Genomic DNA, 25,091 nt, shown 5'->3' with positions numbered 1-25,091 from the left:
GGAGCATCTAACCATGAGCTTCTACGGGAACCACGTCCTGCCGCATGTCATCAACCTGTCGATGCGCAATCGCGATCTGCTGCCGTATCGACAGCGCGCACTTTCTTCGGCCACCGGACGAGTGCTCGAGATCGGCGTCGGATCGGGTCTCAACTTGGCTCTATATCCAACGCGAGTTCGCGAGATCGTTGGGCTGGAACCTGCTCAGCGCTTGGCTGCGATGGCTCGGCGTACGGCGATGGGCTTGTCGATCGCGACGGACTTCGTCGAGGCTTCCGCCGAATCGATCCCACTCGAAGACCACAGCGTCGACACGGTCGTGACTACTTGGACGATGTGCTCAATTCCGGATCTCTCGACAGCGCTGAGAGAGATGCATCGTGTGCTGAAGCCAGGCGGCCAGTTGTTGTTCGTCGAACATGGGCAAGCGCCTGAGGAGCGCGTTCGCAAGTGGCAGGACCGGCTCACACCAGTATGGAAATGCATCGGCGGCGGTTGCCATTTGAATCGCCCGATCCCTGCGCTCATCGAGCAGGGTGGATTTACGATCACCAAGATCGACACGGGCTACATGAGAGGTCCAAAGGCGATGACATTCATGTACGAAGGTCGTGCGCGGCCAGCTTCTACGAAACCCGACGAAGGCGACGACGCGTTGCAGCCTTGCCGGCAGGATGCCCGACCGTACGAGTTGAACGCTTCTCGACAGTCGAGGTTGTCCCCAAGACGTCCATGATGCGACAGCTATCGAGAGAGCTAACGGCATTGCACGACTCGCGCAGTTTATGCAGTTGCCGGGACAACTTACGCAGCTCGGCGATGCGTTGGTCGATGTGCGCGATGTGCCCATCGATGATCGCGTTTACCTCGCCGCAGTCGCGTGGCGGCTGAGCCCGAAGCTTCAGCAAGCCGCGAATCTCCTCGTGTTCCATGTCGAGGTGACGGCAATTGATGATGAAGCGCAACTGTTCAATCTGGGCGCCTGCGTACACCCGGTAGTTGCCTTCCGTTCGCTCCGGTTTGTCCATCAGACCGCAGCGCTCGTAGTAGCGAATGGTCTCGATGGGCACATCGAGTTCACGCGCCAGCACTCCAATCTGCTTGCCTTTCATGGGATCTCCGCCGCTGCTTGACTCTGGAGTTGCTACAGGGTTTCAAATTCTATCAGCGAAGTTCCGCGGAGCATCCATGGAATCGTGTTGCAGCAGCGCGTGTCGGCCCGATCAGACTCTATCCATACGCTATAGGCGCGTGCTTTGGGTTGCACTTGCCCTCAATGCACTGATGTTCCTCGTGGAGATCGTGGCGAGCCATCGAGCTCAGTCGGCATCGCTGCTTGCCGATGCGGTCGACTTTCTCGGCGATGCAGGCAACTACGCCGTGTCGTTGTTTGCGCTGTCGATGGGCGCGCTCTGGCGAGCCCGCACTGCATTGCTCAAGGGCCTGACGATGGGCGCATTCGGACTGCTGGTGCTCGGGCGAGCAGCATGGGGTGCGCTAAGTGATTTCACTCCCCATCCGGCAACAATGGGTTTCGTAGGACTGCTGGCGCTGGCCGTAAACGTCCTCGTGACTGTACTGCTCTACAAGTACCGGGAAGGCGATGCCAACATGCGCTCGGTGTGGCTGTGTTCCCGTAATGATGCAATTGGCAACCTGGCAGTCATAGCCGCCGCGGTGTCGGTGTCGCTGACGCAGTCGGCGTGGCCTGACCTGCTTGTCGCGCTCCTCATGGGCGCGTTGGCGATTGCGGCAGGAAAGGTCGTCATTGTGCAGGCGCGTCAAGAAATCGTTGAGGTTCGCGCGCATGACATCCGAGACAGGGAAACACGCCGCGATGCCCGCCGGGTGCACACATGAACGATCAAGGTTCGCAGACGGGGAGTCAGGAGGATGGGTGAGGATTCTTCAACGGTGACGGCGTACTGGGCATTCCGCCAGATGGCTCGTGACCACGAAAACGCTGGACGAATGGATGCCGCCTTCTCGTGCCTGGAAGCGGCGCACATCATTGGTCAACGCCATGCTGTGTTGCATGTAGCTGCTCACATCGCGATGTTGCGACTTGCCTGGCGACAATGCCACGTGCAGGAGGTTGTGGGCCAATCCTTAAGAATCGTAGCGGCCGCGCTGTTCACCTGGATTTGGGTACCACTGGGTAACACCGGACGAGCAAACGTTAGCGCCTTCAGACAGATGCCGCTGCCCGATGACTTACGAGAGTTGCTGTCCAGCGAGCGCAAAGCCACATGATTCGAGAACTGCTTAACAAGCTTGACACGTTGTTGATGTGAATTGCTGTCCACGTGAGGCATACTCCGGCCATGTTCCGTCGTTCCAAATTCGCTGCCCTCATCTGGCTGCTCGCCATCGCGCTGCTGCCAGTCCGGATGGCGAACGCACATTTGCACATGTGCTTGGACGGCCAAGAACCACGGGCCGCGCTGCATGTAACGGATGTGCCGATGCATGACGGCACTGAAGATGAAAGCGGTCACAACGACCGTGACGTCAAATTGTCGGCAGCGCTTTCAATCACCAAGGCCAATACCCTCGACGATACCCCGCTGCCGCTGCTCGAGACCTACGTTCTAGCCATAGTGCTGCCCGTCGAGCGGTCCGTTGCTCCCCCAGTCTTCGTCCAGATTCCGGATCTGACCCCCGCTTTCGATCTGCGTCCGCCATCCCGCGGGCCACCCTGCTAAGCCTCCCACTGTTGTTTCGTTTCTCGTAACGAACGGCTGGCACCGACGAGTGCCTGCCGCCAGGAGGCATTGCAATGTTTGCTGTTCTTGCACGCGCTCGCGAAGCGTGGGCCCTGTTCCTCATGGCGCTGCTTTGCAGTGCACCCGTACACGCGGCCGATCCGCCAAATCCTCAAGGCGAGCTGACGCTTGCCGAGGCGATAGAAGCCGCTCTGCGCGGCAACCCGGATCTGGCCGCCAGCACGTACGACCTCAATGCTGCCCAGGCGCGCATCGTCCAGGCTGGACTGCGTCCCAACCCAGAACTCGGGATCGAGCTCGAGAACTTTGCGGGTGGCGGCAACTACAGCGGCGTGGACGCTCTCGAGACGACGCTGAGCCTGAGCCAGGTCATTGAACTTGGATCCAAGCGAGCACTGCGTCGATCGGTCGCAGAGGCTGATCTTGACACCGTAACCATCGAGCGGCGTGCACGCGAACTCGATGTTCTCGCGGAGGTCACACGGCGATTCATTGATGTATCCGCGGCACAGGAACGCGTCCGGTTCGAAGCCGAGGCTGTGAACCTTGCACAGCAGACGCTGGATGCGATTGGCGCACGCGTCGACGCCGGAAGATCGCCGGAAGCTGAGCGCAGCCGTGCCCGCATTGCCCTCACTCGTGCCAGGGTGGAACAACAGCAGGCTCAGAGCGAACTGCGCACAGCGCGCTATGCGTTGTCTGCGCTGTGGGGCAATCCCGAACCCACGTTCACCAGTTCGCGCGCGGAGTTGTTCGACCTGCGTCCCCTGGGTTCCTTCCCCTCCCTGATGCAACAGCTCGATCAATCGCCGGACTTCCTGCTCTTTGCCACGGAAGGCCGTCTTCGCGACGCAGAATTGCGGCTCGCGCGCGCTCAGGCTCGGCCCAATCTGAATTTCAGTCTCGGCGTCCGCCGGTTCGAGGGAACCAACGATGCAGCGCTGGTCGCAGGCTTCTCCATGCCGCTGCCAATCTCTGATCGCAATCAGGGCGCCATTAGCGAGGCACAGGCACGCTTCTCTCAGACAGAGGCGTTGAAAAACGCAGCTCAAGTGCGCGCACGCGCCAGTCTGCGGGCGATCTACGAAGAGATTCAGTCAGCAAGAACACGCGTTGAAACGCTGCGTGGTGAGGCGCTGCCTCAAGCTCAGCAAGCATTGGATCAGACACGCAACGGTTACGAGCGCGGGCGCTTTTCGTTCCTCGAACTCGCGACTGCGCAGGAAGAGCTGTTGGCACTACGTGCCGCTGCGATTGATGCAGCGACAGACTATCACCGCATGCTCGCTGAAATTGAACGACTCACGAGCGCTGCGTTAACGCAGCCCACCCCATGAAATCCATATGGACACTCCGATGAACACCAAGGTGATGTTGATTGCATTGCTCGTCACCCTCGCAGGATGCGGCTCCGAATCTGCCCCGCAGAAGCCGTCCGCGTCTGCCGAACATTCGGCGGAAGACGAAGGCCATGAGGAGGATGGCGACCAGCACGAGGAAAGTGGCGAAGGTCGCGTCGCGCTTAGCGAGGAGCAGGTAAAGACAGCTGGCATCGGTCTCGAACAAGTGGGTCCCGCGGCCATTCGCGAGACCCTCCCCGTCTACGGAGCCATTGCCCCGAATGCCGAACGTGTGCGTGACGTTGGTGCGCGCTTTCCGGGAATCATCCGCAACGTCTCGAAGAAGATCGGCGATGAGGTTCGCCAGGGCGAAACGCTCGCCACGGTCGAGAGCAACGAAAGCCTGCAGACCTACCCTGTCGTGGCGCCACTCAGCGGTACCGTGATCGCCCGTAACGCAAATTCCGGCGAGCAAACCGGCGAGAAGGTTCTGTTCGCCATCGCCGACCTGTCCACCGTGTGGGTCGAGCTGTCGCTGTTCCCACGCGACATCGCGAAGGTCAAGGTCGGCCAGATCGTACAAGTGGGCGCCAGCGATCCCGGACTTCAGGGCGAAGGAAAGATCGTGTATGTCGCGCCCTTTGGAACGAGCGCGAATCAAACGCTCACCGCGCGGGTGTTGCTGGATAACAAGGAACGACGCTGGGCACCAGGGTTGTATGTGACCGCGAATGTCACGTTGTCGCAGAGCCCGGTTCCTCTCGCAGTACGCAGCGACGCGCTGCAGAGTTGGGAAGAGAACACCGTGGTGTTTGTGCGCGGCGACGAAGGTTTCGAGCCAAGACCGGTACAGAGCGGCCGCACCGACGGACAGTGGGTCGAGATCACGCAGGGCCTGCAGGCGGGAGAGACCTATGCCGCCGCGAACAGCTTCATCGTCAAAGCGGAGCTGGGTAAAGGCTCCGCCGAGCATGGTCATTAAAGGATCGCAGTCATGATTGATTCTCTCTTGCGACTGTCGATCGCGCGGCGTTGGGTCGTCGTATTCCTGGTGCTTGTGGTTGCCGGCATCGGGGTTTGGAATTACCAGCGACTGCCTATCGATGCTGTTCCGGACATCACCAATGTCCAGGTGCAGATCAATACTCAGGCGCCCGGCTATTCTCCGCTCGAAGTCGAGCAGCGCATCACCTACCTCGTCGAAGTATCGATCGCGGGCCTGCCGCATCTCGAATACACACGCTCCCTGTCCCGTTACGGCCTCTCCCAGGTCACCGTGGTATTTGAGGACGGCACCGACATCTACTTCGCTCGCAATCTGATCAACGAACGCCTTCAGCAGGCCAAGAGTCAGTTGCCGGATGGCATCGAGCCGGAGATGGGTCCGATTGCTACAGGCCTTGGAGAAATCTTCCTCTACACCGTGCATGCCGATGCCAGTGCCCGGCAACCGAATGGACAGCCCTACGACGCCACTGCTCTTCGTACGTTGCAGGACTGGGTCATTCGTCCGCAACTACGCCAAGTACCCGGCGTGACCGAAGTTAATACGATCGGCGGCTACGAACGGCAGTATCACGTCACCCCTGACCCCGCACGCCTCCTTGCGTTTGGACTGACGTTCGATGATCTCGTCGCCGCCCTCGAGAAAAACAACGCGAACATCGGCGCGGGATACATCGAGCGCAATGGCGAGCAGTACCTCATTCGCTCGCCCGGCCAGGTCGCCGATATCCCTTCCATCGAAGGCATCATCGTTGCTCATCGCAACGGCATTCCCGTAACGATTCGCGATGTCGCCGACGTCGCCTACGGCAAGCAGTTGCGCACGGGCGCCGCCACTCGCGACGGTGAGGAGACCGTCCTCGGTACGGCGGTCATGCTGATCGCCGAGAACAGCCGCACAGTGTCGAAAGCTGTGGCAGAAAAGCTGGCGGAGATCGACAAGACCTTGCCCGCTGGCATCACGGCCGATCCCGTCTACGACCGAACGGTTCTGGTCGAGAAAACGATCGCCACCGTACAGAAGAACCTGCTCGAGGGCGCCATCCTCGTCGTTGCTGTTCTCTTGCTGATGCTCGGCAATGTGCGAGCGGCTCTGCTTACCGCCATGGTCATTCCACTGTCGATGCTGATGCTGATGACGGGAATGGTGCAATCCAAGGTGAGCGCAAATCTCATGTCCCTTGGCGCACTCGACTTCGGCCTGATCGTGGACGGCGCCGTCATCATCGTTGAGAACTGCATCCTGCGCCTGTCGCAGCGGCAGCACCGCGTCGGACGACTGCTTGACCTGCACGAGCGCATGGAGACTGTGTTCCAGGCGACGCGCGAGGTGTTTACCCCGAGTCTCGTGAGCGTCCTCGTCGTCATTCTTGTCAACCTGCCGATCCTCGCGCTCACGGGCGTCGAAGGGAAGATGTTCCGGCCGATGGCCATGACCGTAATCATCGCGCTGCTTGCCGCGCTGGCACTGTCGCTCACGTTCGTTCCGGCCGCCGTCGCTCTGTTCCTGAACGGAAAGATCGAGGAAAAGGAGAACGCCATCGTTCGCGGTGCGCGCAATCTCTATGCTCCTGTGCTCGAAGCTGCGCTTCGCTTCCGTGTGCTCGTGCTGGCCGCCGCCGTGGGCTTTGTCGTGTTGTGCGGCTGGATCGGGTCACGCATGGGATCGGAGTTCATTCCGAATCTCGATGAGGGCGACCTGGCCGTCCAGGCGCTGCGCATTCCCGGGACGAGCCTGTCCCAGTCGCTGGAGATGCAGTTCCAGCTGGAGCGAGCGGTGAAGGACATGCCAGAGGTACGCACGTATTTCTCGCGCGTCGGTACCGCCGAAGTCGCGACGGATCCGATGCCGCCGAATATCTCCGACGGCTACATCATGTTGAAGGATCGCGAGGAGTGGCCCGATCCCAAGAGGCCGAAGTCGGACCTCGTCCGCGAGATCGAGGAAAAGCTCGAAGCCATTCCGGGCAATGCGTTTGAAATCAGTCAGCCGATTCAGCTGCGCTTCAACGAGTTGATTTCGGGCGTTCGTTCCGATCTTGGCATCAAGGTCTATGGCGATGACCTTGATCAGTTGCTCAAGGCGGGCAATGCCATTGCACGCGTCCTGAACAGCATCGACGGCGCTGATGGTGTCAAGGTCGAGCAAGTCGCGGGCCTTCCGGTGCTGTCCGTGGAGCCCAATCGCGCCGCTTTGTACAGGTACGGACTGAATGTGGCGGACGTGCAGGACGTGCTCGCCGCTGCCACAGGCGGTGAGGAAGCGGGACAGATCTTCGAAGGCGACCAGCGTTTCGCCGTCATCGTGCGCTTGCCCGAGCAGCAGCGCGGCGACATCGCGAGTCTGTCGCGTCTGCCCATCCCGCTGGCCGCTGGCGGCTATGTGCCGCTTGGCGAAGTGGCCACGCTCAAGCTTGCACCCGGTCCCAACCAGATCAGCCGCGAGAACGGCAAGCGACGCCTGGTGGTGTCCAGCAATGTACGCGGCCGGGACCTGGGTGGGTTTGTAACCGAGGCACGAGCGAAGATCGCCCAGGAGGTGCAGTTGCCGACAGGCTACTGGCTCGAATACGGCGGTACGTTCGAACAGCTCGAATCCGCCTCACAGCGACTCACGCTGCTCGTGCCGGTAACGCTGCTCATGATCTTTGCCCTGCTGCTGCTCACGTTCGGTTCGGCGAAGGACGCTGCGCTCGTCTTCAGCGGTGTGCCGCTCGCGTTGACCGGTGGCGTGATTGCACTGTGGCTGCGCGACATACCGCTGTCCATCACTGCCGGCGTGGGCTTCATCACGTTGTCTGGTGTGGCGGTGCTCACCGGCGTCGTCATGGTCTCCGCTTTCCGCGACAAACTTGACGCTGGCGCGAGCATCGATACCGCCATTCGCGAGGGCGCGATGCTGCGTCTGCGGCCCATCCTCATGGTCGCGCTGGTGGCGGCCCTCGGCTTCCTCCCGATGGCACTCAATACGAGCACCGGCGCGGAAGTCCAGCGTCCGCTCGCCACGGTTGTCATTGGCGGAATCATCTCTTCCACCTTGCTGACGTTGCTTGTGCTGCCGGGACTCTACCGAATGGCCTATCGCAAGGCTGCCTCGGTGCCCGCTGCGGAGCCGGCGCTCCATCAGTCGCACTGAGGAGCGCCGCATCAGTCGTCCAGCAATGGGGGTCTGCGCCAATGGCTGTAGAGCAACCACTGTCACCTGAGCGAGCGACCGGGCTGCGCAAGCTGGCGATGCAATGGATGTGCCTTGAGTCGATTGTTCACGCCATCGACGACCTCCGGGCGGCGACTGAAATTCCAGCGCTCTTCGCGCTGCATTGAAGGGCCGCATTCATGCCACGTTCGCACTCACGGCAGACGCGTTCCCCACAGTTCGTCAGAGCGCGTACTCAGGCAGCGGTGCTGCCGTATCGGTCGCTGGCGATCGTCGCCGGCTGCGCAGCGATTACCGCAGGAATCGCCGCTGGACTTTCGTACTGCGATGCCCTCCTGGGTATCGAGCCTCAGGAACTGGTGACGGTTTATCGCACCCACGGCTGTCGATGTGCCTTCGCCTGGGCACGCGAGCTGGAGAACCGGGGATACGTCGTTCGACTTCGGGAAGTCGACACGTTAGCACCGGTACGGCGCCGTCTTCATACCCCTGAACCGCTGAATGGATGCCATGTGGCCCAGTACCTCAGCTACTTCGTCGAGGGACACGTACGGGCCACGGATCTCGCGCGGCTCAACCGCGAGCACCCCGAGGCGGCTGGCATTGCTCAGGATGCGAGCCCGCAGCATGCCGTCGGTACCGTTCGCGATGCCGACCCATCCGCCACGCCATCGGTGCTGTACGACGTACACGGGCATTCGCTGGCTTGGCAACCGACGAGGAACGCCCGGGGCTGACGCATGAACAGAATACTTCGACGACCTCTGGTCACTCTGTTTCTGGTGCTTGCATTCACTGCTTGTATGAGCGCGTGCTCCTCCGTCGCGGTCCGCAGCCTGGATCCACAGAAGGCGACCAATTTCTCAGACGCATTGCATGCCTGCCGCATGCAGCAACCGGGGCGCTTGAATCGACGTCTCGCCCTCTCTCCAGACAACCAATCCGTCTCTGCGTGCCTACGACGCGTGGGCTGGAAGTCCGACGGGACTCGCCTGGAGACGCCTGTGTCTTCAAGTGGGAGTTCGCAACAGCAGAGACTGGCTGAAGAGCGCGAGCAACAGTGTCAAATGGCACGCGATCGATGTCTCGTGTTCGCCGAGAACCATCGGCTCTATCGCCACGATGAACGTGGCGAGCGCGTCTACTACAGCTCCGCAGGAGGCTCACAATGACCCGATGGATCCTGGTAACTGCGGCAGCAATATTCGTCAGTCAAGCGCGGGCCAGTTCGACAGAGGCATGCCAGCTTCTTCCGGCCAGGGTCGTCTCGGAGTTCCTCTCGATTCCGGTCCGAGCGAAGCCGCAAGAGCACGATGGTGTCGACTCGTGTCGATACGTATCTCAGGGCACGATAGCTTCTCTTTCCGTCATACGCCTTGGCTCTGAGGCAGAAGCGCGCGATCGATTCTCGCGAGAGCTGCAGCGCCTCCTTCCCGATGGTCGATCTGCCGACCCACTGCGGGGCCTTGGCACCGAAGCGCGCTTTATGAGCGCGGCGCCGTCCTCATCGGCGGTGCTCATTGCCCGCTATGACACAACAGTCTTGCTGCTCTCCGGCCCCGACAACCAAGGCATGCTTGTCACGCTCATGCGCAGCGCGATGGCGACTTTGTCTGCGCTCGGCCACGAGGCGCATCCCTGAACGCCCGCTGAGAGGAAGACCCTCGATGAGTAAGGCCACGCGTTTGCAACTGGATCTCGAGGTCGCGCTTCCGGAGGTCCCAGGACGGGCGGATGCCTGTGCTGGACTGATTGCCGAACTGTCCGGGCGCCCAGGAGTCGAAAACCGCAATCAGAGCGCTCATCATCAGTCTGTTCGTATTCACGAGAGTCCTCCGGATCTGACGGCTGCCTTCATACGGGCTGCTTCGCAGCGGGCCGTGATGACCAATGGATGTGAACAACCTTCCATCCGGCGCTCGATTTCTTGAGCACGAGCGTCTCAGTGCTCACGAGATCAACCGGCTTTCCTTCACGCGCGCCGGTCAAGCGCGCCTCGCTCACGACCCACGCCAAGTCGCCGACCGTGTCGCCACTCTGACGTTCAAGCTTGTAGGTGAGCGCCTGCATGAACTTGAGATCGGACGGCATGTGATGCGCGGCGTACTCCTTTCTGGAACGCTCCACATTCCCGCCTTCCAGAATCAACACGTTCGGGTCGAGCAGTGCTTCAACCTTTCTGGCGTGACCGCCCGACAACGCATCATGGAGCGCAATGACTACGGCAACGGGCATACCAGCCTCTGCCTCATGCATGTGCTGCGTGCCGTCAGCATGGGCGTGTGTCGTGGCCGTCGCCGGCTTCGCATCCGAGTGGTCGTGCGCGAGGGCGCCTTTGTCGTCGTGCTCAGGACTCCCTGCTGAATGCTCATCGTGCCGCGCACCTTCTTCATGACTGTCATCGGTTGACTCACCACCCGCATGCGAGTGTCCTTCGCTCGCCTCCACTTCCGTCGCGTACTGCTCGGCCGACAATGAGGGGAGCGCGCGCACGAATGCCACGAGGTCCCAGACGTACGGGTCTTGCATGCTCTTGCCCCACGCAGGCATGCCCGTGGACTTGATGCCGTGCTTGATCACCCAGAACGCCTCCGCCGGGTCCAGGTGCTGGCGTTCCGTCAGATTGGGCGGACTTGGATACAAGCCCGAGCGCAGCTCCGACGCCGCCTTGCCAGGTGCGAGATGGCAACCCACGCACATCGCGTCGTAGTTGCCGGCCCCGCGGCGCACCCTCGCTGGATCGTCCAGGTGCGGCACCTCGATCTCGTTGGCGCGCATGGCAATCGAGCGCTCGCGCGCGCTTTCAAGTGTGCGAGAAACGAGCGACGAATGAGGCTCATCAGCGGCAACGTTGTAGATGCCCGTCGCGATGATCAGGGCCGCCATCGCTACGAGCGCGACCAGCACGGAGACGACGGTAAGCATTATTCTCTTCATGCTTCTGCTCCTTCACTCAAAAAGATGGCCGAGCCCCACCCTGACGTGCTTGTCGGCGCCGAGGTTTTGTTGATCGAAGTGTTGTAACGATGATGAGCGTGCCTTAGAACCACGCCCGCACGCCGGCGACGAACTGCACATCATCATCGTCATGACCTGCAGCGCGTGCGAAGTCGGCGGTATCTCCGTACGAACGCGTCCACACGATCCCGATATAGGGCGCAATCTCTCGGCGGATTTCATATCTCAGCCGCAGACCAAGCTCCGAATCCGCCAAACCCGAACCGATTCCGTTGCGCGGATCGTCTTCGCCGTAAAGATCAAACTCGATCTTTGGCTGCAGAATGAGACGCTGCGTGAGCAGCAACTCGTATTCCGCCGAGAATCCCGCCGCCGTGCGACCTCCTTCACCCACATACGCGGTCGCTTCGACCTCGAACCAGTAGGGCGCGAGTCCCTGGACACCGAAGGCCGCCCAGGTGCGCGACGGACCCTCGCCGACATCATGGCGAATGCCCGTCTGAAGGTGCCACCACCGGCCAATGATGCGATCCCAGAACAGCTCGGCGCGTCCTTCGTAATCACCTTCGACGCGCTCGCCCTCGGTCTTGAACCAGGCTTTGTTGTAGTCAGTGCCGTACCACGCCTGGCCGTCCCACGACAGCGCGTTCTCGTTGTCGATCTCGCGCCATTCCAGCTGATCGAGCAACCACATGCTGTACGGCGCGTCGTCCTCCATCTGCATGAGCTCGATCATTCGTTTGTTCGACATGTCGCGCAGCGGATGTTGCGGCGGGTCGGGCGGGACGTGCCGCCGTTCGCTTTCGGTGGGCTCATTCTCTGCCGCCTTCGCATGCTGCGCATGCGGGTCAGCCGTTGTCGTATCGTGCTCGGCAGGGTGTTGACGTGAGCCGTGTCCCTCGGGCTTGGGCTTTGATTGCTGCTCATGCTGGTGAGCTTGATCTTCGGCCGCGCGCGCAGCTGCACTGCCGAGCACGACAGCCAGGAGAGTTGCAAACGTCGCGAAGCGGCTCATGTGTGATCTCCCTGATGCGCTCCGTGCTCCGCGACCTCGACTTCGCGAAACATGCCCGCTTCCATGTGGTACAGCAGATGGCAATGATAGGCCCAACGGCCGAGCGCATCGGCCGTGACGGCATAGCTGATCCGCTGTGCCGGATTAACCGTGATCGTGTGCTTGCGAACCTGGAACTCGCCCTTCTCGGTCTCGACTTCGCTCCACATTCCGTGCAGGTGAATCGGATGCGTCATCATCGAGTCGTTCACGAGCGTGATGCGCAAGCGCTCGCCATAGTTGAACTGCAGCGGCTCTGCCTCGGAGAACTTCCGTCCGCTGAACGACCAGACGAATCGCTCCATGTGCCCGGTGAGATGCAACTCGATCTCCCGGCCGGGGTCGCGTCGGTCGATAGGACCGCCAAGCGTGTGCAGGTCCGCGTAGTTCAGCACTCGCCGGCCGTTGTCACGCAGCCCGACGCCTGGGTCGTCCAGTCGAGTGTTCACCTGCTCAGCGCGCGCGTCGACCATCGGCCCAAGTTCGCGGGGCGCATGGCGCGGCGCGGCAGCAGTTACCTCACCCTGCTGCATCCCGCCGTGTCCCATCGCTGCATGATCAACTTGCTCGTTTGAGGGCTGGTCGCCGTGATTCATCGCACTGTGATCCATGCCTTGCATCGATCCATGATCCATTGAGGGGGACTGCGAGCTGCCAAGCATCCCGTCATGGCTCATCCCGCCCATATCATGGGCCATTCCCATATCCGCCATGGTGAGCAGCGGGCGCGGATCGAGTGGCGGAATCTCCGCTTGCATTCCAGCCGCCGGCGCGAGCGTGCCGCGGGCGTAGCCTGACCGATCCATCGACTGCGCGAAGATCGTGTAGGCGCGGTCGTCCTTGGGCTCGACGATCACGTCGTACGTTTCCGCCGTGGCGATCCGAAATTCATCCACGGTGACCGGCTCGACATCTTGGCCGTCGGCCGCCACCACCGTGAGTTTGAGACCGGGGATGCGCACATCGAAGATGCTCATCGCGGAGCCATTGATGAAGCGCAGACGTACCTTCTCACCGCGCGAGAACAACCCCGTCCAGTTATTCGCCGGAGCGACACCGTTCATCAGATACGTGTACGCATAGCCGGAGACGTCGAGGATGTCGGTGGGATTCATGCGCATCTGTCCCCACATGCGCCGGTCCGCCACCGTCTCCCGCCACCCCTTCTCGCGCACGTCCTCGAAGAAGTCCCCAGCCGTGCGCTTGCCGAAGTTGAAATAGTCGCTCTGCTTTTTCAGTGTCGCGAAAATTCGTTCGGGATCCGTGTCGGTCCAATCGGAGAGCAAGACCACATACTCGCGATCGGCGTGGTGGCGCTCTCCGCCGCGCGGCTCGATCACGATCGGCCCATAGAGTCCGGTCTGCTCTTGAAATCGCGAGTGTGCGTGATACCAGTAGGTGCCGTACTGATTCACTTTGAAGCGGTAGACATACATGCCTCCGCTCGGAATGCCTTCGAAGCTCAAGCCCGGCACGCCATCCATGTCCGCGGGCACGATCATGCCGTGCCAGTGAATCGAGCTGCGCACCGGCAACCGATTCGAGACACGCAACGTGATTGTGTCGCCTTCGCGCCAGCGCAGCAGCGGCGCTGGCACTTGCCCGTTCACTACCGTGCCGATGCGCGACTTGCCAGTGAAATTCACGGATGTCTCGCCGATCTGAAGGTCGAATTCCGTGCCGGAGAGAACGCTTTGTTGCGCCCTCTGCGGCCATGCGTTTCGGACGCTACCGAGTACGAACAGCCCGGCACCCGCAGTCGTCAAGAAACGTCTGCGACTCATGCCCCAGGTCGGGGCGCGCAATGGATCAAAGTTGGCCATGACAATCTCTTTGCGATTCCTGCGACGACCGCGTGAGGAACGCGACCGCCGCAGCGTCTGTTGACTCGTCAGTAAAACAATCGAGGATGGAGTGTCCGCCGGGCTCACCCGTCGCGGGTATCTCGAGAAAGTCGATCAGACTGCGGCGCCAGCGCGTGAGTTCCTCGATCATCCGATCGATGACCTGCAACCGCTGACGGACTACGCTGCCTGCGGGCAATCCGCCCTTCAGCATGAGCAGCTCGCCAATTTCCTCCAGCGAGAAACCCAGGAAGCGTCCGCAGCGAATGAACTTGAGTCGCTTCAAGTCGATCAGCGAATACTCCCGGAATCCGGACGGGCGCCGGACGGGCGGCGCCAATAACCCGGCCTTCTCGTAGAACCGGATGGTGTCGGTGCTGACATTGGCGAGCTTTGCGAGCCGGCCAATCGATAACCCATGCATGGAAGACTCCGCGGACGTGCTGGCTGCATCGCTGCACAAGGCGCATCGGAGCGCGCGAGCACAGGATTCAGCGGATCCTCGAGTTCAAGCGCGTTTGATTGCGGCAGCAGCGCTGCCGCGGCGCTAACCGCGACGGTGGAGCGAGCGTCAGGCGGGAGGGCGGAACAACAGGAAGATGCGATTCGGGGTGTGTCCGAGCACGGCGACCGAAATCAAGAGTTGCTCACGTGTTGCAACGCCCGCGCTCACGTTGGATATCGCGAGCGCTGACAGATGCAGGCAGGGGCAATCGCACGAAGTTTGGCAGCAATGTGTGCCATGCGAAGTTGGATCGGTGGGATTGCTTGTCAGGTCATCGGAATCCGTCGAGAACTCACCCGCATCTGTCGTTCCAGCATGATCGGGGCACGGCATTTCCTGAGCGTTCGCTGCTGCAAGGGCTTGCGCGTTGTTGGGCTCGCCTTGATGCGGCATCGCATGCGCAAAGTCGCCCACTACGAATCGCGCGATGAGCAGCAGAACGATAGACCAGCGATGGAGGAGCTGACGTTGCACTCGGCAAGGGTAGCCTCCCCAGCTCAGTGCCGCAATCGCGAGCGGCTAAGAATCTCCCTACAGCAGCGTTGCCGGTCTGGGACAAGTCTGGAGAGAACTCCAGGTTTGTCTTTGCAGAATCAAGCAATTCCAGGAACAACAAGCATGCTTGAGGGTTGACGAAGCACGCAGGCCGACGGCGGGCAGAATCGCGAGGGAATGAGCACACAACGCGTATCTTCCCGAGACCAACCTCAACCTTGCGAGCGCCACATTGTCCTCGAGCAGACCTGGGTCCCGCGCGAACAAGTTCCGGCGACTCGTAACGGATGCAATGTCGCGCTTGGCCGTCAACGCTCGCGTGCCCCGATCGAGACCCAGAACGTCGACGGTCGTGTAGGCTCACAGGCCAGGATGGCGGCGATGGTGCTACCGATAGCCGCTGCTCTCGCCCGCGGTAGATTTGGATTCCTCGCATTCGATGTCGGATGCAGACTTTGGGTAATGTCCTACCTAGTCCGTCTCCGCACCACGCCGCGAACGCTGCGCTGATACCCCCGACCCGTTCTCGCGGAACAGCGCCTCGAGTAACGGACACTCTGGCCGATCACCCTGTTCGCACAGTGCGACAGTTTGTGTGAGTACACGCTCCATCCGCTTCAGGTCCGCAATCTTCTCACGCACATCGGTGAGATGTTTTGTCGCGAGCGTGCGTGCTCTCGCGCACGATGGCGGGCGTTCATCGACGAGACGCAGGAGCGCCCGAATCTCCTCGAGCGTGAACCCCAGCTCACGCGCACGCCGTACGAATGTGAGCCTCTTCACGTGGGGCTCACCGTACAACCGATGTCCGCCTTCAGTACGCGGGGGCGCCGGCAGCAGACCGACGCGCTCGTAGTACCGAACGGTTTCGATCTTGACGGCGGCGCGCCGCGACAGGCTGCCGATGGTCAACTGGACCGGCTTCGGAGCCGTTCGCTGGTTCACTGAAGATTCCTCTTGAATCTGTAGCCGCTACAGGTCCTAGTCTACGCTCGTCCTGATTTCATTGAAGTGCAGAGAGATGAGCGAAGCAATGAACGGACCCACAGACATGTCCGAGCAGCGGACCCGTCGCGGAGGTCTTCTCGCAGTGGGCGGACTTTTCGGTGCGCTCGCCGCGTCATCCTGTTGCGTGCTGCCGCTGGTCCTGTTCAGCCTGGGCATCAGCGGGGCCTGGCTCGGCAATTTGACTGTCCTTGCTCCCTATCAGTGGATCTTCATCACGATCACACTCCTCTTTCTCGCTGCTGGCTTCTATCTCGTCTATCGCCGCCCAAGTCCGGAATGTGCAGACGGGAAAGCGTGCGCTCGCCCCCTGCCAAATCGACTTGTCGAAATCGCGCTGTGGGTCGCCACAGCGTTGGTCGCAGCAGCCATGCTGTTTCCTTACGTCGCGCCGGCTTTGTTGGGCACCTAGCTCTCAGGAGTGACTTCTATGCATCGACCCGCACGAATCATCGCGGTTTCCGCAGCGCTGCTTGCCAGCTCAGTGGCCCTCGCCGGCGAACGCACTGTGACGCTCGCCGTCGACAAGATGACCTGCGCGAGTTGCCCCTATATCGTGAAGCAAGCTCTCACGCGGGTTTCAGGCGTAAAGCGGGCAGACGTTTCCTTTGAAGAGAAGAGCGCCACCGTCACATTCGATGACGCTGCCACTAGTGTTGCCGGGCTGACCAAGGCAACCGCCGATGTGGGCTTTCCCTCTCGTGTTGTCGAAAGGTAGGGCTCGCATGGGTAACAACGTTCGGCACTGCTGCACGCCCACCACTGTCGCAGCAGCCAATCGATCCGGCGTAGCCTCGCCGCGCGCTCGAGAGGCTCTGCTCGCCATCGAGAACGCGGGCGCTCTCATCAGCTGGTGCGGACTATCGGCTGAAGAGGACCGGGTGCGGATTGCCCTTCTACAGATGTACGCCGAGCAAGGACGCGCGCCGGCGATTGCGGATCTCGCTACACGAGTTGGATTGACAGCATCGCAGTTGCAAGCAGTGCTTATGAACCTGGAGGCGCAAGACGTCATCGTTCGCGATAGCCAAACTGGTCGGATCATCGGGGCGTATCCGTTCACTGAAGCTGAGACCGGGCACCGCGTTGATCTGGCTCTGCAGGCACTGAACGCGATGTGCGCGATCGACGCGCTCGGCATCGGCGCCATGTACGATCGAGACGTCCGGATCCGGTCGAGCTGCAGAATGTGCGGCACTGCCATCGAGGTCGCGACCTTGAACCGCGGCAGAGAGCTTGCCTACTGGACACCCGAGACGGCGATCGTGTGGTCTGGCATACGCTATGAGCATGGATGCGCAGCGAACTCTTTGTGCAAAGTGCTGGCGTTCTTCTGCAGCGACGAACACCTTGCGGCTTGGCGGCAGCGGCAGGGCGAGGACTCGCGCGGCTTTCGACTATCGATGGAAGAAGGGCTCGAGACCGGCCGCGCGATCTTTGAAAACAGTCTGAAGGCTAACGAAAGCGGAGCGGTCGCCACATGACTGAAGCATGCTGCGCATCGCGCGCCGCTCCTGAGAAGCGCTATGACCTCGCGGTAATCGGTGCTGGCTCAGCCGGTTTCTCTGCCGCAATTCGAGGTGCAGAGCTTGGCGCACGGATACCGCTGGTAGGTCATAGCACGATCGGCGGAATCTGCGTCAACATCGGCTGCGTTCCATCGAAGACGCTCATCCGAACCACTGAAGCCATGCACAGTGCGCGCTTCGCCCATCGATTCGCCGGCATCGACGCGAGCGCGCAGATGCTTGACTGCCGTTGCGGAAGCCTGGCTGGATCGCCCCGGCCGAACGTTGGCGATCGTTTGGGTCAATGCACGCGCAACCTTCGGCCATCCCGACGATGAAATTGGTCGCATCATGATTCTCGAATCGCACATCACCTGCCCCGCTTGTGGTCACGTTTCCATCGAGACGATGCCAACAGACGCTTGTATCTACTTCTTTGAATGCACGCGCTGCAAGACATTGCTGCGCCCGCAGGCCGGGCATTGCTGCGTCTTCTGCTCGTATGGATCGGTACCGTGCCCTCCGATGCAATCCGCAGAATCCTGCTGCGCACACCCCACTGCTTCGACCGATGTTGGGCGATGAATATGGGGCGCACGTCGTGACTACGGCGACTCAACGGGCGTGCGATCTGGAACTCGACCCGATCGCTTTCCTTCAGCCCTGCCGGCTCCTCATTGTTCGACACCTTTCGTGCGACGGCCGACACAAAGTGTGACGAAAAAGGCGTGCGCGACAACGCCGGCTGTCGCAAGGAAACTGTTTCGGCCGGCGTGCGTCCGCGACCCACGCACTCAGCCCTTCTTCGAGCACGGGACGTACACAACTTTGACGATGTCCACGCCCTTTGCAGGATCAGGGTGCCCGCGGTGCTCACGGACGTACTTCTTGCAGTGGCCAGTGTCGCGTGCCTGTGCCTTCGCTCGTTCTTGCGCCTCGGCTCGCTCTTGCGCTTGCTGCTGATCTGCCTTTGGCTGGGCGACCGCGATGACCGGTTGCAGACCCAGGAATGTTGCTGCGGTAATGGACGCGAACAAGACGTCGCGGAAACGGTTGCGAGTGTTCATTGCAATCACCTAAAAATTCGGAAGTACGGCGCGCAGCGGAGATGAGCCCCTCATGCACGCGAGTCGTCTAACGGCACAGGCCGAGCCCACTCAGCCCGTGTGAGGTATGTATTTAGAGTCGCAGTCGACCGGTGCGCAGATAGATCTGCTGTTGGTCGACTCTGACCCGGACAGAGACGACGAGCGCTGGCTGCTCGCGCAAAGAACGAAAGGAACCGCAAGTTTCTGACGCGGGCGCGGCCGCGTGATCAGGTAGCAATGAATCTGCAAAGCGTCGATCGCTCGGCCCGCTGACTACGGCAGCAATGCGCGTTGGCGCAGGCTGTGCAGTGCAGCACGCGCTTGGGGCGGATCCCGCGAACGCAGCAGCGCTCTCTGTCTCGCACGGCTGGCCCATCGGACAGCAGTCGGCACTCTTCGCCCCAGAAGCGCATGCCACTGCCGCTGGGACAACCCCCGCAAGGCTCAACAACAGCACGCACAAGGTCGCAAGACGGCACAGCATTGAAGTTAAGTTCCCAAACGATTCGGCCATGCACAAGCTCAGTCACTCACTGTAGGCATGAATCATCAAAGCGTGACCGAGGCTCGACGAGGGCGGTCACGTTCGGCAGCCTGCCGCCTATTGCGTAGGTCGCGGCTGGTCAGCGAACGAGGCGCTCTGTGACAATTGCCACAGGATGGATGCTGCTCGCCGCACCGCTATCAGTAATGCCCTGTCGCGCTTGGCCGATGGAGACCGGTCCGCGTTTACGATGGTCATGACCGAGCTCTGGCCAGTGATCCTGGCCTTTGTGCGGAAAACTGTGCGTGAGGTCGCGGACGCCGAGGATGTCGCTCAGGAGGTGTTCGTGAAGGTTGCCTCGCGCATCGCCGACTATGACCGCAGCCGCGACGGTCTTACGTGGGTCTATGCGATCGCCGCATTCGAAGTCCGAACACATCTGCGTCGATTGCAACGACGCCGAGAGGTCCCGCCACTGGCGGAGGACTCCGAGCCGACCGATCCAATGCCTTCACCTGTCGATCTGATGATCGACCAGGAGATCTCGCGGACTCTGATGGGTGCGCTCGGTGAGCTCAGCGATGCAGACCGGGCGCTGCTCGGGATCGGCGAGCGAGGCTCCGATACAGGGCTCACTGGTACGGCGATTCGAAAGCGCCGCCAGCGTGCGCTCGGAAGGCTACGCACGGTGTGGAGCAAGCTTTATGGTTGATCAAGAGCAGTTACGCGAGCGCGCACTGCGCGCGTACGAACTCGGCCGGTTGCGAATGTCATCGCGCGTGCTGCTGTTCTTGTTGCCGCTCAGTACGGTGTGCGTACTACTGAGCGAAACTCCGCGAGCCTGCGCCTGGCTTGCGCTACTCACGGTTGGTCTCGCGGTGGCTCTGCGTTGGCTGGATCGGCGTGGTGTGCACGCCGTGGATATGGGCCTGAAGTCGGGAACGCTGCCTTTGCTGGTCTGTATCGCGTTGATGCAGCTAGGCAGCTCGTCCAATCCCACCCTCTGCACCACCGTGTGCATCGCGGCGGGGACTCTCGCTGGTGCATGGATGGGATACGAACTGCATCGACGGCAAGCGGGCATCTTTGTCTGGTTTGCCTCTGCGAGTGTTGCGTTGATCTTCGGGGCTTTAGGTTCCCTCGAGCTTGGGCTCGTTGTTTCGTTCAGCCTGGCGGCTGCGTACATCGTGAGCAGCGCCGTCGTCGCCGTCCTCCTTCGCTCTCGCATGACGCCGCAGGCGCCGTAACAGGGGGAACTCCTCAAGACGGTGGCCGCCATGCGGCGGATCAGTGGCCGGCATCAGGCGGAATTCACACCGGCATCAGGCAAGCGCGCCATGTGAGCCTCGCCGTTCGCCGATGTACGTTCTAGTTTCGCCGATCTTTCCTGCGATACCGGCACACGCACGCCGCGCGTGCAACATACATCTGGCTGCGCCGCTCCAGTTTCGTCGAAATTTCCGCGATTCCTCGGGCTGACTTTCGTGCCTGCGTTCACCATGATCCGCACCGAGTGACAGCTCCTTCCTGAAACGACGCGAACCGCGGACTTCAGCGAGGTCGTTGACGCCCTTTCTCCACATGCTTCGCAGGCGAAGTTCCTATCGCGTTTCATTCGGCTGTGCGGCGCCGAGATCCATTCGCATGGCTATTTCTGCTGGCAAGTGCCGTGGCCATCCAGTACGGCCCTGAGCCGAATGACCGCGGCAGATCCAGTATGTTGAGTTAGCTGAGGAATTCACTTGACCCTGTCGCGCACAGACAATGCCGGGAGGTGAGTAGGCTCCGGCATTTCAGCCGGAGCTCCTCTCAGAACCGTACGGGGCGGTCTCCCGTCATACGGCTCCCATCATCCGTACCTTTCGATGTAGAGCCGTGCCCATGGATCCTTTACGTGCTTTCTGATCGCCCTACGCATCAGATCCCAGTCGAGTTCATCGAATGCACGACAGATGTCGTTGCCGCCGTAGCCATTGAGCGTGTTGTTGCCGGTGTTGCCGATGAGAATGTTGTCGAGTTTGTTGCCTCCGAGCGTGAAGCCAGAACTGCCGGTGAGCGTCAGATTCTCCACGTGGTCCGCAAGGTTGTAGGCGACGGACGTTTGCACCGAGTCAACGCCGTCGCCCGCCAGTTCCACGATCGCATCGGCTGCGTTGTCTACATAGTACAGGTCGTCTCCTTGGCCCCCTGTATGCTGTCGGCACGCCGTTGATCGTATCGTTGCCGGCACCGCCGACCAGCGTGTTCGCGCCCGTGTTGCCCGTAAGCACGTTGTTGAGTTCACTACCCGTGCCGATGAGCGCCGCACTTCTGTGAGCATGAGATTCTCTACGTTCGCCGAAAGCGTTACGGTCGCGGACGACTGTACGGTATCCGTTCCCTCACCGAGGAGTTCAACGATCGTATCGCTGGCGCTGTCGAGGACGTAGGTATCGTTACCTGCTCCACCGGCGAGCGTGTTGGCAGCCGAGTTACCTGTCAGCACGTTGTTAAGAGCATTGCCGGTTCCGTCGATCGCGCTCGTTCCGGTCAGCGTTAGGTTCTCGATGTTGCTGCCGAGCACGTAGCTCACGGAGGCCTGCACGAGATCCATACCCACTGACGTTCTCGACAATCGTGTCCTCGAGCCCTCCTGGCGCGCTCGTTGCCCGCTTGGCCTCGCTGACCATCATGCGCGACAGGGCTTGAGAGTCCATCCGTTTATGGAAGCTGCGTCGTCGGATCGCTCCCTATCGCTGCACGTTTCGGCGTGGCAGTTCGGGCCTCGCTCTTTGCGTGCGGCCCCCGTGGCCCTGAGTTTCGCCCGAATCGGCGAAACTCGCCCTGACCCATGCGTATCGGCCTTTACAAGTGCCTGCACCCGGCGAGTCCGCCCGAGTTTCGCCGGTTTTATCGGTGATTATTCAGAGGCAAACTGCTTGCCTATCCGAGTGCAACAGAGTTAAGAACAGAGGGTCGAATTTCGTCGAAATTTTCCGCGATTCTCCGGGCTGATTTTCTTGCCTCCGCTCACCATGATCGTCATCGAGTGACAACTCGTCCCTAAGCGATCGGAACCGCAGATCATGAGCACGACCTTTTATGCGCAAGGACACACCCGAATCGGAGACGAACACGCCGGCCATCATTCCCCGAAGCAACGTCGCTTTGTCGAAGTGGGTGAATGAGAAGCTGCCGGCGTGGAACGAGATCCTCGGCGCGCACGAGGTGGCGCGCCTGACTCGTCGGCCGCGATGGATCCTGGCGACGCTTGCATTCGTCGGGCAATTTCCAAAGCCGCGGCGGTTTCGCGGGCGCGCGATCGGCTGGCACCGACGCGATGTGCAGCGCTGGCTTCTCGAGGCAGCGGGACTCCCGGCGAGCGCCGATTTGGCGAATTGCTCTGGGATCCCTTGCGGACGCATTCGGTCTCGGGCAGAGCGGCGCCGCGCCACACGCCGCTGCGCGCGGCGGGATCGACGCAGCACCACGTTGTGCCGGCGCCCGTGGCTACAGCGATCGCATGCGAGCGGGATCACCACATCGACCCGCGTCCCTCCTTCTTCTCAGGGTGAGCCGATGGAGTTGCCGTTTGCTGATGATGGGCGGATCGAACCATGAATCAGCCCAATCTGCCGCCCGTGGTCGTCGTACCTGCGCGCTACGTGCTCCTTCCGCTCGCCAATGCGATTACTGGTTACACGGTCAAGGCGATGGAGCGGAAGATCGAACGCGGTGATTGGATCGAGGGGAAGGTCTGGCGACGCGCTCCGGACGGCCACATCATGATCGACATCCAGGGTTATCAGCGATGGGTCGAAAATCTGTAACCGGCGGTGTGCGGCCCAAGGGCTCGGATCGAATCCAGTTCGATTTCGAGTATCAGGGCGTGCGCTACCGCCCCACGCTCACGCGCGTGCCGACGGAGGCGAACCTGCGGCGTGCGCGCAAGCAACTCGGGGACATCAAGGCGCGCATCGCGAACGGCGTGTTCTCGTTCGCCGAAGAGTTCCCGGACTATCGCCTCATGGAGAATCTCGGAGACGTGCGCGGTGCGCGCACGTGCAACGAGTTGTTCAATGAGTTCCTCGCGCATTGCGAGTCGCGCATGGTGAAGAAGGATCTCGCCTTCGCCACCGTCGACGGTTATCGCAAGATCATCGACTCGGTGTGGCGTCCCGAGATCGCGCAGGAGTTGTTCGAGAGCGTTCGCTACACGCAGCTTGCGAAGATCGCGAACAAGCATGCGTGGTCAAAGAAGACGTACAACAACAACATCAGCGCGCTGCGCTGTGCGTTCGAGTATGGCTACAAGGACCACCCGGAGAAGCATAACCCCGCATCTGGGCTGAAAGGCTTTCGCATCACGAAGAAGGATCGTCCAGCGATCGATCCCTTCACCATCGATGAGGCGGAGACAATCATTGCCGGCGTCCACGCGGATTGGGGCGAGGCGCAAGGCAACTACGATGAGTTCCGGTTCTTCACGGGGCTCCGTCCTTCCGAGCAAATCGCCCTGCTCGTCTCCGACTGCGATCTCGTGCAGGGCAAGATCAGCGTGACGAAGGCGCGCGTGATGGCGCGCGACAAGGATCGCACGAAGACGAGTGAGGATCGGATCGTCGAGCTCTGTCCGCGGGCGCTCGAAGTCCTGAAGCGCCAGTTCGACCTGCGCGCCCGGCTCAAGCTCGCCGGCGAGATCCAGCACGACGAACTGTTCTTCCAGGCGGACGGGAACCCCATCCGCAACCTTCAGTACCCTTGGATCCGTTGGCGCAGCACCCTGCGCCGACTGAAAATGCGTTACCGCGACGCATACAACGCGCGGCACTCCTCGGTGAGCTGGAATCTGATGATCGGCAAAAACCCGCTGTGGGTCGCCAAGCAACATGGCCACAGCGTGCAGACGATGCTGACGACCTATGCCGCGTGGACGGAAGGTGCGCAGGAGAAGGACATCGAGATGATCAAGCGGGCGATGGAGTCGAGCCCCTCGTTGCGGACACGAACCGTTGACGCGGCGGTCGTCGTGCCCCTCGCATCCCCGGAATTTGGCACTAGTTTGGCACTAGAGGGAGGTGGGCACCGGCTAAGTCCCGGAAAGTGCAAGGAAATATATGGCGGAGAGAGAGGGATTCGAACCCTCGATGGGCTTTTGACCCATACACCCTTAGCAGGGGTGCGCCTTCGACCACTCGGCCATCTCTCCGCTACGAAAAAGCTGATTGTCCGGCCTCAGTTGCACCTGCCGGCGCGCGTGATTCCGCGCTTCTGGCCGGACGAGGCCAACCTAGAAGGCCGGCAAGAATACTGGCCGCGAGGGGGGACGTAAATACTCGAGTAGGTGGGAATCGAGGAACCCGGAGCCGCGGAGCGGTGCCGGGCATCGCTCCGCGGGAGGTTCTGAAGATCGCCTCAGGAGCCTACGCCCGAGGCAGGGTGCTTGGCGCCAGTGCCAGCTGCCTGCTCTTCACGCTTGATGCGCTCGTAGATCTCTTCGCGATGCACGGCAACTTCCTTCGGCGCATTCACGCCGACACGGACTTGGTTGCCCTTGACGCCAAGAACGGTCACTGTGACATCGTTACCGATCATCACGGTCTCACCGACGCGCCGTGTCAGGATCAACATGGTTTGCTCCTTGCTGTCAAAGCCGAGTGATCGAAATTGACTTGCTCCGGCAGCGAGGATCACTGCCTGTCAAAGCTTGCAATTACCTTTCACCGTGAAGTCAGAGTAGGCCACGGTTTTTCGATTGGGGATCGGGATTTCCCTGAATATCGAAAATTCCCTCACAGGGAGAACACTTTCTTACAAAAAATTTTTCTTCGTCCCTGTGTGTGCTCGCGAGCCTGTTTTTAAAGCCTTTTGCTGCATGTGCAGCGACAGCGATTCATCTACATAACGCTGTATACGGACATAACCAGTAGGACGCAAAACTCT

General features: G+C 61.0%; 24 protein-coding genes, 1 tRNA gene and 3 pseudogenes. 18 read left to right on the top strand and 10 right to left on the bottom strand.

The window, feature by feature from the left end; translation table 11 throughout:
- Window positions 1-13 precede the first annotated feature (13 nt).
- Window positions 14-622: pseudogene (locus HNQ60_RS19125) on the top strand (class I SAM-dependent methyltransferase); the annotation flags it as partial.
- 4 nt (window positions 623-626) lie between these two features.
- Here the strand turns inward: HNQ60_RS19125 and cadR are convergent.
- Window positions 627-1,112, bottom strand: coding sequence for a Cd(II)/Pb(II)-responsive transcriptional regulator (gene cadR / locus HNQ60_RS28355; protein ID WP_184334352.1), 486 nt, complete (start codon window positions 1,110-1,112; stop codon window positions 627-629).
- Window positions 1,113-1,188: 76 nt separating this feature from the next.
- Between cadR and HNQ60_RS19115 the strand changes: the two genes are divergently transcribed.
- The 8 genes from HNQ60_RS19115 (at window position 1,189) to HNQ60_RS19080 (ending at window position 9,870) form a co-directional block, all read left to right on the top strand.
- The gene (locus HNQ60_RS19115; protein WP_184334351.1) at window positions 1,189-1,860 is read left to right on the top strand and encodes a cation transporter; all 672 of its coding nucleotides are present in this window, start codon (window positions 1,189-1,191) and stop codon (window positions 1,858-1,860) included.
- A 33-nt stretch (window positions 1,861-1,893) separates the two neighbouring features.
- Window positions 1,894-2,253, top strand: a complete 360-nt coding sequence (locus tag HNQ60_RS19110) for a DUF3703 domain-containing protein (protein ID WP_221304294.1) — start codon at window positions 1,894-1,896, stop codon at window positions 2,251-2,253.
- A 71-nt stretch (window positions 2,254-2,324) separates the two neighbouring features.
- Window positions 2,325-2,705, top strand: coding sequence for a hypothetical protein (locus tag HNQ60_RS19105; RefSeq protein ID WP_184334350.1), 381 nt, complete (start codon window positions 2,325-2,327; stop codon window positions 2,703-2,705).
- Between the two features lie 74 nt (window positions 2,706-2,779).
- Window positions 2,780-4,063 carry a TolC family protein gene (locus HNQ60_RS19100; protein WP_184334349.1) on the top strand — a complete coding sequence of 428 codons (1,284 nt, stop codon included), beginning with the start codon at window positions 2,780-2,782 and terminating at the stop codon, window positions 4,061-4,063.
- A gap of 19 nt (window positions 4,064-4,082) precedes the next feature.
- Window positions 4,083-5,048 (top strand): efflux RND transporter periplasmic adaptor subunit, encoded by a 966-nt coding sequence (locus HNQ60_RS19095; RefSeq protein WP_184334348.1) that lies wholly within the window; start codon window positions 4,083-4,085, stop codon window positions 5,046-5,048.
- 12 nt (window positions 5,049-5,060) lie between these two features.
- Window positions 5,061-8,207: an efflux RND transporter permease subunit gene (locus tag HNQ60_RS19090; RefSeq protein WP_184334347.1), complete on the top strand. Its 3,147-nt coding sequence runs from the start codon at window positions 5,061-5,063 to the stop codon at window positions 8,205-8,207.
- Between the two features lie 200 nt (window positions 8,208-8,407).
- Complete coding sequence (locus tag HNQ60_RS19085; RefSeq protein WP_184334346.1) at window positions 8,408-8,965, top strand: DUF411 domain-containing protein; 558 nt, start codon at window positions 8,408-8,410, stop codon at window positions 8,963-8,965.
- A gap of 431 nt (window positions 8,966-9,396) precedes the next feature.
- Window positions 9,397-9,870: a hypothetical protein gene (locus HNQ60_RS19080; RefSeq protein ID WP_184334345.1), complete on the top strand. Its 474-nt coding sequence runs from the start codon at window positions 9,397-9,399 to the stop codon at window positions 9,868-9,870.
- A gap of 212 nt (window positions 9,871-10,082) precedes the next feature.
- Here HNQ60_RS19080 and HNQ60_RS19075 read toward each other — a convergent pair whose 3' ends face one another.
- The 5 genes from HNQ60_RS19075 to HNQ60_RS27950 form a co-directional block, all read right to left on the bottom strand.
- Entirely contained in the window at window positions 10,083-11,165 is a 1,083-nt protein-coding gene (locus HNQ60_RS19075) for a c-type cytochrome (protein ID WP_184334344.1), read from the bottom strand.
- A 103-nt stretch (window positions 11,166-11,268) separates the two neighbouring features.
- Window positions 11,269-12,201, bottom strand: a complete 933-nt coding sequence (locus HNQ60_RS19070; protein WP_221304293.1) for a copper resistance protein B — start codon at window positions 12,199-12,201, stop codon at window positions 11,269-11,271.
- Complete coding sequence (locus HNQ60_RS19065) at window positions 12,198-14,063, bottom strand: copper resistance system multicopper oxidase (RefSeq protein WP_281382779.1); 1,866 nt, start codon at window positions 14,061-14,063, stop codon at window positions 12,198-12,200. Before HNQ60_RS19065 ends, HNQ60_RS19070 begins: the two co-directional genes overlap by 4 nt.
- Window positions 14,050-14,508, bottom strand: coding sequence for a MerR family transcriptional regulator (locus tag HNQ60_RS19060; RefSeq protein ID WP_184334343.1), 459 nt, complete (start codon window positions 14,506-14,508; stop codon window positions 14,050-14,052). The genes HNQ60_RS19065 and HNQ60_RS19060 overlap by 14 nt, the downstream gene beginning before the upstream one ends.
- Before the next feature lie 1,047 nt (window positions 14,509-15,555).
- Window positions 15,556-16,029, bottom strand: coding sequence for a MerR family transcriptional regulator (locus HNQ60_RS27950; protein WP_322096886.1), 474 nt, complete (start codon window positions 16,027-16,029; stop codon window positions 15,556-15,558).
- A 76-nt stretch (window positions 16,030-16,105) separates the two neighbouring features.
- Here HNQ60_RS27950 and HNQ60_RS19050 point away from each other — a divergent pair, with 76 nt between their 5' ends.
- Genes HNQ60_RS19050 through HNQ60_RS27945 form a run of 5 tightly spaced genes read left to right on the top strand, consistent with a single transcriptional unit; the run spans window position 16,106 to window position 18,182 of the window.
- Complete coding sequence (locus tag HNQ60_RS19050; protein ID WP_184334342.1) at window positions 16,106-16,501, top strand: mercuric transporter MerT family protein; 396 nt, start codon at window positions 16,106-16,108, stop codon at window positions 16,499-16,501.
- Between the two features lie 18 nt (window positions 16,502-16,519).
- Entirely contained in the window at window positions 16,520-16,807 is a 288-nt protein-coding gene (gene merP, locus HNQ60_RS19045) for a mercury resistance system periplasmic binding protein MerP (RefSeq protein WP_184334341.1), read from the top strand.
- A gap of 7 nt (window positions 16,808-16,814) precedes the next feature.
- Window positions 16,815-17,573 carry an organomercurial lyase gene (merB, locus tag HNQ60_RS19040; protein WP_184334340.1) on the top strand — a complete coding sequence of 253 codons (759 nt, stop codon included), beginning with the start codon at window positions 16,815-16,817 and terminating at the stop codon, window positions 17,571-17,573.
- Window positions 17,570-17,935, top strand: coding sequence for an FAD-dependent oxidoreductase (locus HNQ60_RS19035; protein ID WP_184334339.1), 366 nt, complete (start codon window positions 17,570-17,572; stop codon window positions 17,933-17,935). Before merB ends, HNQ60_RS19035 begins: the two co-directional genes overlap by 4 nt.
- 13 nt (window positions 17,936-17,948) lie before the next feature.
- Window positions 17,949-18,182 carry a GDCCVxC domain-containing (seleno)protein gene (locus HNQ60_RS27945; RefSeq protein ID WP_281382777.1) on the top strand — a complete coding sequence of 78 codons (234 nt, stop codon included), beginning with the start codon at window positions 17,949-17,951 and terminating at the stop codon, window positions 18,180-18,182.
- Between the two features lie 209 nt (window positions 18,183-18,391).
- Here the strand turns inward: HNQ60_RS27945 and HNQ60_RS19030 are convergent, their stop codons facing one another.
- A complete protein-coding gene (locus HNQ60_RS19030) occupies window positions 18,392-18,664 on the bottom strand; it encodes a hypothetical protein (protein WP_184334338.1) in 273 nt (90 codons plus the stop codon).
- 680 nt (window positions 18,665-19,344) lie between these two features.
- Between HNQ60_RS19030 and HNQ60_RS19025 the strand changes: the two genes are divergently transcribed.
- Both HNQ60_RS19025 and HNQ60_RS19020 read left to right on the top strand, forming a co-directional pair.
- Complete coding sequence (locus HNQ60_RS19025; protein WP_322096885.1) at window positions 19,345-19,881, top strand: RNA polymerase sigma factor; 537 nt, start codon at window positions 19,345-19,347, stop codon at window positions 19,879-19,881.
- Window positions 19,874-20,416, top strand: a complete 543-nt coding sequence (locus HNQ60_RS19020; protein ID WP_184334336.1) for a hypothetical protein — start codon at window positions 19,874-19,876, stop codon at window positions 20,414-20,416. The genes HNQ60_RS19025 and HNQ60_RS19020 overlap by 8 nt, the downstream gene beginning before the upstream one ends.
- 704 nt (window positions 20,417-21,120) lie before the next feature.
- On the opposite strand, the pseudogene HNQ60_RS28430 reads toward HNQ60_RS19020, so the two are convergent.
- Window positions 21,121-21,765, bottom strand: a pseudogene (locus tag HNQ60_RS28430) (calcium-binding protein); the annotation flags it as partial.
- 1,000 nt (window positions 21,766-22,765) lie between these two features.
- Between HNQ60_RS28430 and HNQ60_RS18995 the strand changes: the two are divergent.
- Together HNQ60_RS18995 and HNQ60_RS28335 are read left to right on the top strand one after the other, a co-directional pair.
- A complete protein-coding gene (locus HNQ60_RS18995; RefSeq protein WP_184334334.1) occupies window positions 22,766-22,978 on the top strand; it encodes an excisionase in 213 nt (70 codons plus the stop codon).
- Window positions 22,960-24,018 (top strand): annotated as a pseudogene (locus tag HNQ60_RS28335) (Arm DNA-binding domain-containing protein); the annotation flags it as partial. The gene HNQ60_RS18995 and the pseudogene HNQ60_RS28335, both read left to right, overlap by 19 nt.
- A gap of 248 nt (window positions 24,019-24,266) precedes the next feature.
- On the opposite strand, the gene HNQ60_RS18980 reads toward HNQ60_RS28335, so the two are convergent.
- Both HNQ60_RS18980 and csrA read right to left on the bottom strand, forming a co-directional pair.
- Window positions 24,267-24,357, bottom strand: a tRNA-Ser gene (locus HNQ60_RS18980).
- A 206-nt stretch (window positions 24,358-24,563) separates the two neighbouring features.
- Entirely contained in the window at window positions 24,564-24,779 is a 216-nt protein-coding gene (gene csrA / locus HNQ60_RS18975) for a carbon storage regulator CsrA (RefSeq protein ID WP_184334333.1), read from the bottom strand.
- Between the last annotated feature and the right edge of the window lie 312 nt (window positions 24,780-25,091).

The sequence above is a fragment of the Povalibacter uvarum genome (genome assembly GCF_014202975.1).
In the GTDB taxonomy this organism is placed as follows: domain Bacteria; phylum Pseudomonadota; class Gammaproteobacteria; order Steroidobacterales; family Steroidobacteraceae; genus Steroidobacter; species Steroidobacter uvarum.
This window is presented reverse-complemented; position numbering and strand designations above follow the sequence as displayed.

Coding starts and splice junctions, on each gene's coding strand:
- cadR (WP_184334352.1), bottom strand. CDS start 1,112: ATGAAAGGCAAGCAGATTGGAGTGCTGGCGCGTGAACTCGATGTGCCC.
- HNQ60_RS19115 (WP_184334351.1), top strand. CDS start 1,189: ATGGAATCGTGTTGCAGCAGCGCGTGTCGGCCCGATCAGACTCTATCC.
- HNQ60_RS19110 (WP_221304294.1), top strand. CDS start 1,894: ATGGGTGAGGATTCTTCAACGGTGACGGCGTACTGGGCATTCCGCCAG.
- HNQ60_RS19105 (WP_184334350.1), top strand. CDS start 2,325: ATGTTCCGTCGTTCCAAATTCGCTGCCCTCATCTGGCTGCTCGCCATC.
- HNQ60_RS19100 (WP_184334349.1), top strand. CDS start 2,780: ATGTTTGCTGTTCTTGCACGCGCTCGCGAAGCGTGGGCCCTGTTCCTC.
- HNQ60_RS19095 (WP_184334348.1), top strand. CDS start 4,083: ATGAACACCAAGGTGATGTTGATTGCATTGCTCGTCACCCTCGCAGGA.
- HNQ60_RS19090 (WP_184334347.1), top strand. CDS start 5,061: ATGATTGATTCTCTCTTGCGACTGTCGATCGCGCGGCGTTGGGTCGTC.
- HNQ60_RS19085 (WP_184334346.1), top strand. CDS start 8,408: ATGCCACGTTCGCACTCACGGCAGACGCGTTCCCCACAGTTCGTCAGA.
- HNQ60_RS19080 (WP_184334345.1), top strand. CDS start 9,397: ATGACCCGATGGATCCTGGTAACTGCGGCAGCAATATTCGTCAGTCAA.
- HNQ60_RS19075 (WP_184334344.1), bottom strand. CDS start 11,165: ATGAAGAGAATAATGCTTACCGTCGTCTCCGTGCTGGTCGCGCTCGTA.
- HNQ60_RS19070 (WP_221304293.1), bottom strand. CDS start 12,201: ATGAGCCGCTTCGCGACGTTTGCAACTCTCCTGGCTGTCGTGCTCGGC.
- HNQ60_RS19065 (WP_281382779.1), bottom strand. CDS start 14,063: ATGGCCAACTTTGATCCATTGCGCGCCCCGACCTGGGGCATGAGTCGC.
- HNQ60_RS19060 (WP_184334343.1), bottom strand. CDS start 14,508: ATGCATGGGTTATCGATTGGCCGGCTCGCAAAGCTCGCCAATGTCAGC.
- HNQ60_RS19050 (WP_184334342.1), top strand. CDS start 16,106: ATGAGCGAAGCAATGAACGGACCCACAGACATGTCCGAGCAGCGGACC.
- merP (WP_184334341.1), top strand. CDS start 16,520: ATGCATCGACCCGCACGAATCATCGCGGTTTCCGCAGCGCTGCTTGCC.
- merB (WP_184334340.1), top strand. CDS start 16,815: ATGGGTAACAACGTTCGGCACTGCTGCACGCCCACCACTGTCGCAGCA.
- HNQ60_RS19035 (WP_184334339.1), top strand. CDS start 17,570: ATGACTGAAGCATGCTGCGCATCGCGCGCCGCTCCTGAGAAGCGCTAT.
- HNQ60_RS27945 (WP_281382777.1), top strand. CDS start 17,949: ATGATTCTCGAATCGCACATCACCTGCCCCGCTTGTGGTCACGTTTCC.
- HNQ60_RS19030 (WP_184334338.1), bottom strand. CDS start 18,664: ATGAACACTCGCAACCGTTTCCGCGACGTCTTGTTCGCGTCCATTACC.
- HNQ60_RS19025 (WP_322096885.1), top strand. CDS start 19,345: ATGGATGCTGCTCGCCGCACCGCTATCAGTAATGCCCTGTCGCGCTTG.
- HNQ60_RS19020 (WP_184334336.1), top strand. CDS start 19,874: ATGGTTGATCAAGAGCAGTTACGCGAGCGCGCACTGCGCGCGTACGAA.
- HNQ60_RS18995 (WP_184334334.1), top strand. CDS start 22,766: ATGAATCAGCCCAATCTGCCGCCCGTGGTCGTCGTACCTGCGCGCTAC.
- csrA (WP_184334333.1), bottom strand. CDS start 24,779: ATGTTGATCCTGACACGGCGCGTCGGTGAGACCGTGATGATCGGTAAC.